The sequence below is a fragment of the Leptospira abararensis genome (assembly GCF_016918735.1).
GTDB classification, from domain to species: domain Bacteria; phylum Spirochaetota; class Leptospiria; order Leptospirales; family Leptospiraceae; genus Leptospira_A; species Leptospira_A abararensis.
Genome location: NZ_JAFFPR010000020.1, coordinates 1 through 3470, shown reverse-complemented (window position 1 = coordinate 3470; position 3470 = coordinate 1). Strand labels below are relative to the sequence as shown.

Annotated in this window: 5 protein-coding genes; all 5 read left to right on the top strand. The window is 32.4% G+C overall.

Features of this window, described 5'->3' with window-relative positions; genetic code table 11:
* Window positions 1-86 precede the first annotated feature (86 nt).
* The 5 genes from JWG40_RS06405 (at window position 87) to JWG40_RS06385 (ending at window position 3346) form a co-directional block, all read left to right on the top strand.
* Window positions 87-671 carry a hypothetical protein gene (locus JWG40_RS06405; RefSeq protein WP_205285027.1) on the top strand — a complete coding sequence of 195 codons (585 nt, stop codon included), beginning with the start codon at window positions 87-89 and terminating at the stop codon, window positions 669-671.
* 131 nt (window positions 672-802) lie between these two features.
* A complete protein-coding gene (locus JWG40_RS06400; RefSeq protein WP_232369225.1) occupies window positions 803-1240 on the top strand; it encodes a hypothetical protein in 438 nt (145 codons plus the stop codon).
* A 197-nt stretch (window positions 1241-1437) separates the two neighbouring features.
* Window positions 1438-2364 (top strand): DUF2971 domain-containing protein, encoded by a 927-nt coding sequence (locus tag JWG40_RS06395; protein ID WP_205285025.1) that lies wholly within the window; start codon window positions 1438-1440, stop codon window positions 2362-2364.
* A 301-nt stretch (window positions 2365-2665) separates the two neighbouring features.
* The gene (locus JWG40_RS06390; RefSeq protein WP_232369224.1) at window positions 2666-2941 is read left to right on the top strand and encodes a type II toxin-antitoxin system HigB family toxin; all 276 of its coding nucleotides are present in this window, start codon (window positions 2666-2668) and stop codon (window positions 2939-2941) included.
* Window positions 2942-3346 carry a helix-turn-helix domain-containing protein gene (locus JWG40_RS06385; RefSeq protein WP_205285023.1) on the top strand — a complete coding sequence of 135 codons (405 nt, stop codon included), beginning with the start codon at window positions 2942-2944 and terminating at the stop codon, window positions 3344-3346.
* Window positions 3347-3470 lie beyond the last annotated feature (124 nt).

Here is a 3470-nt window from a genome sequence, read left to right as displayed (position 1 = left end):
GACCTAGAAAAACTTTGAATTGGAATACACCTGAAAATGAAATACGGGCGCTTGTGCGCTAGATTCTTGAACCTACCTAAGAAAATATGATTAAGAAAATAACTATAATATTCGCTGGATTGATGATTCAATCGTGTCTAAGCCAAAAATCATCGCTTTTAAATCAGAATTTGAAACCGTCTGATGTAGAACAGAAGGATGTAAATATCTATATAAGAAAAGTCGAGATAGTTAATGAAATTGGGGATTTGAAAAAAATCCAGGAAGAAACATTAAAAACAAATATTAAAATTCTCCTTGAAAATACAAAAATCTTTAAATCTGTTCATTATTATTCTGAATTTCCAGTTCCTAGCAATTCGATCCTCTTAGATTTTAAATTTCTAAAATATGAAAATACATTAAAACTAGACCCACTATATATTCCACTTTCAATTGCCACTTTAACTTTATATATCTGGCTTGGAGGTACTATAGTAAATTTCGATTCAAAAATACAGTTAGAAGTTAATTCTTTTGATAACAATAGGAATTTAATTAAATCCCAAGTATTTGAAGAGGAAAATTTCATCAGAGAATTTATATACGATCCATGGCGATCTAGACGTATAATTCCAGAGAAAAAAACGAAATTCATTTTGAATTCAGTAATTCAGGTCACTAATCCATGAATTTTAAATTAATCATCGCCTTATTGTTTTTCATAACAAATTGTTCAACTATCAGCTATGAAAAAAAACCAAAATTATCAAACAATTCCAATAAATCTACAGTTTCGATTCATATAGGATATTTGTATTATATGGATGGAGAATTATTTGACCATCCTATACAAATTTCTGACGGAATTATTGATGTCCGAAATGACTTTCAACTTATTATGCAAAATCTTAAGTATAACAATAAACTCTCATTCGTAGAAATTGACTCACCTAAATCTCAATATGAACTAGAAATAAATGTAATTTTCAAAAATAAAATGAATTTTCTTCAAGGAATTTTAAGTGGACTAACTTTAACTTTGATACCTTCTTATTATGATACCGATTTAGAAATTCAAGGTATTCTTTATAATCGAATTTCTGGTAAAAAGTCGAAAAAAGCGATCACTAATGGAAAAATGAGAACATATGTAGGTATTTTTCCATTGTTTTCCAGAATTTTTTCAGATTCATCGAAAAACAGAGAAATTTTAATTAAAAATCTTTTAGATAACTTATTATCTGATTTGGAAATTTAAAAACGTCGTATAACAGCGACTTAACGCTTCGCTTCGGGTCAAGCCCTCGCTCGGTCTGCGACACATTCCTCTCCGTCACGATTCTTGCTACGCAAGAATACGTGCCGACGCTAACGCCTACTACGTAGGCTCAGCTCCGAGGAACGTCGTTAAGGCTATTTCGTTATACGCCATATTAAAAATAATTAGGTATTAAAATGAAAGAATTAATTCACCGTTTAATAAAAAGATTTTTCGAAATATTCGATTATAAAATTTCTGAAACAATACTATTTAAATATGTTTCTGGAGAGGATTATCATATAGATTCAATACTTAAAAATTACTTTTACTTTTCCAGAATAAGTGAAGTAAATGATCCAGAAGATTGTAAGATAAATCCGCTTCTGGATATTTCGGATACGACTTACCAAGAAGTTGAAGCATTCTTTTTGCGTAAGTCACATCCCAGCCAATATAATGAAATGAGACAGACTGCCAAGATAATATATTATGACGTAAAACTGAGAAATGATTATGTTAAAAATTATCAGAAAATAAATGAGTCAGATGATTCTAGATTTATAAAAACATTCAAGATACTCTGTTTAACTGCAAATTTTAAATCAAAACATATGTGGGAAAATTATGCAAAAAGAAATATCCCTCTGGACGGTTTTTGTATTGGATATGAGAGTATCAAAGGAGAAGATATAAAAATAATAAACAAACACAAAAAATATAGAGTTCCACTAAAAAAAGGTCAAATATACGTTGGGAACCAAACATTAGATTTTTTTTTAGCAGTTCAAGTGTTTTACGGAAAGGATGAAACAATACCATATAACCCATTTAAATCAAACAAAGATGATTTAACTAACTCATATTATTATAAAAAAGAAAAATGGTCTAGCGAAGAGGAGTTTAGAATTCTTTTAATTGATAACTACACAAACAATCAACCGATTCAGAAAATAGAATTTCATCCAGAAAAGTTAAAATATATAATCTTTGGAAAGAGTTGTCCAGAATCAACCAGAGAACTTGTGAGGAATGCGGTAACACAAAACGGTAATTATCAAAACTTAACTTACCTTGAAGCGAGCAAATGTTTCAATATAATTAGAATAAAAAAAATAGACTAGTTTAATACGGCGTATAACATCGGGGAAACGCTGCGCTTCGGCACGAGGCCTCGCTTGGGCTGCGCCACATTCCTCTCCGTCACGCTTCTCGCTCCGCAAGAAGTCGCGCCGACGCTAACGCCTTCTACGAAGGCTCAGCTACGAGGAACGTCGTCTCCCCTAGTTCGTTATGCGAAAATTTCCGGGCACTTGTTTTTTAATAAAATGCGAGCGTCCATGCTCGCTAAAAAGAGAAAAAGTAGTTGTTACCAATTCGGGAACAAGTTCTCATTGACTTGTGAGGGTTATTTCAAGAAAAATATTGAGAGATTTCTACTCTATTCCTAAATACTCTGACTCTAAAATTCCGATCGAAGTTTGGTTTAAAGAAACTTCGAAAGCTTTATGGAAGTCTCCTTCTGATATTAAAGATAAATACAGAAATGCTAGTTTCCTTAAGGAGAATAGAATCGTTTTCAATATACATGGTAACAAATACAGATTAATTGTGAAGATTCATTATAATCTACAAACTGTATTTATTAGGTTTATCGGAACTCACGAACAATATGACAAAATCAATGCTGAGGTGATTTAAATGAATATTAAACCTATTAAAAATCAAAAAGATCACTTAGAGGCTCTTTCTGAGATTGAAAAACTTTGGGATTCTAAGAAAAATACACCAGAATACGATAAACTAGATATTCTTATTACTTTAGTTGACGCTTACGAAACTAAACACTACCCTATCGATGATCCGGATCCAATCGAAGCTTTAAAATCTGTTATGGATGACATGAACATGAAAAGTGTTGATTTAGGAAATCTAATCGGTGGGCGAAGTCGTGCCACTGAAATCTTAAATCGGAAAAGAAAGCTTACGTTAGAAATGATTAGAAAGATTAATCAAAATCTAGGAATTCCAACTGATATTCTTGTAAAAGAATATAAAATGAAAACATCCAAGACAGGAAGAAAGAAAACGCCGTCCGTGGCGTAATCAATTCTGTAAGCTCGGAAACTTCGCATAACAGCATGGAAACGCTTCGCTTCGGCACAAGGCCTCGCTTGGGCTGCGCCACATTTCCCTTCTGTCACTCGTTTGCATCCGCAAACTCCGTGCC

Bases quoted from the DNA above. Each gene is read 5' to 3' on its own strand.
- JWG40_RS06385 (WP_205285023.1), top strand. From the start codon at position 2,942: ATGAATATTAAACCTATTAAAAATCAAAAAGATCACTTAGAGGCTCTT.
- JWG40_RS06405 (WP_205285027.1), top strand. From the start codon at position 87: ATGATTAAGAAAATAACTATAATATTCGCTGGATTGATGATTCAATCG.
- JWG40_RS06400 (WP_232369225.1), top strand. From the start codon at position 803: ATGGATGGAGAATTATTTGACCATCCTATACAAATTTCTGACGGAATT.
- JWG40_RS06395 (WP_205285025.1), top strand. From the start codon at position 1,438: ATGAAAGAATTAATTCACCGTTTAATAAAAAGATTTTTCGAAATATTC.